This window comes from Micromonospora sp. D75 (assembly GCF_018070405.1).
GTDB lineage: Bacteria > Actinomycetota > Actinomycetes > Mycobacteriales > Micromonosporaceae > Micromonospora > Micromonospora chalcea.
This window is the reverse complement of the sequence record NZ_JAGPXV010001106.1, coordinates 1-787: the sequence shown is the minus strand read 5'-3', so window position 1 is coordinate 787 and position 787 is coordinate 1. Positions and strand designations below refer to the sequence as shown.

At 76.4% G+C, this 787-nt stretch carries 1 protein-coding gene; it reads left to right on the top strand.

Annotated elements, in window-relative coordinates; all coding sequences use genetic code 11:
- On the top strand, nucleotides 1-787 hold a 787-nt coding region (locus KBX39_RS32325), incomplete at both ends, for an ATPase, T2SS/T4P/T4SS family (protein WP_247660826.1).

The following is a 787-nucleotide window of genomic DNA, read 5'->3' as shown; positions in this document are numbered from 1 at the left end:
GGGCCGGCCGACCCCGGGGAGCTGGCCGTCCGGGTCCGGCACCGGTTCGCCGCCGAGGCGACGCCGGTCACCCCGGCGGCGATCGTCTCGGCCGTACGCGCCGAACCGGCGACCGCGGTGCTCGGCGACACCATGTTGCTGCGGATCGCCGACCGGGTCCACGACGACCTGATCGGCGCCGGTCCGCTCGCGCCGCTGCTCGCCGACCCGCAGGTCACCGACGTGCTGGTGAACGGGGTACGGGTCTGGGTCGACAGGGGGCAGGGGCTGCGTCAGGTGGCGGTGCCGCTGGGCACGCTCGACGACGTGCGCCGGTTGGCGCAGCGCCTCACCGCCGCTGCCGGACGCAGGCTGGACGACGCCGCGCCGTACGCCGACGCGCGGCTGCCCGACGGCACCCGGTTGCACGCCGTGCTGCCGCCGGTGGCGACCGACGGGCCGTACCTGTCGCTGCGTACCTTCCGGCAGCGGCCGTTCACCCTCGACGAGCTGGTGGATCGGGGCACGGTTGCCCGGCCGGTCGCGCCGCTGCTCGCCGCAGTGGTGGCCGGCCGCCTCGCGTACCTGGTCAGCGGCGGCACCGGCTCCGGCAAGACGACGCTGCTCAACACGCTGCTCGGGCTGGTGCCCGGCACCGAGCGGATCGTGCTGGTGGAGGACGCCGCCGAGCTGCGGCCGGTGCACCCGCACGTGATCGGGTTGCAGGCGCGCACCGCGAACGTCGAGGGCGCCGGGGCGGTAGGGCTCGGTGACCTGGTCCGGCAGGCACTGCGGATGCGGCCGGTCC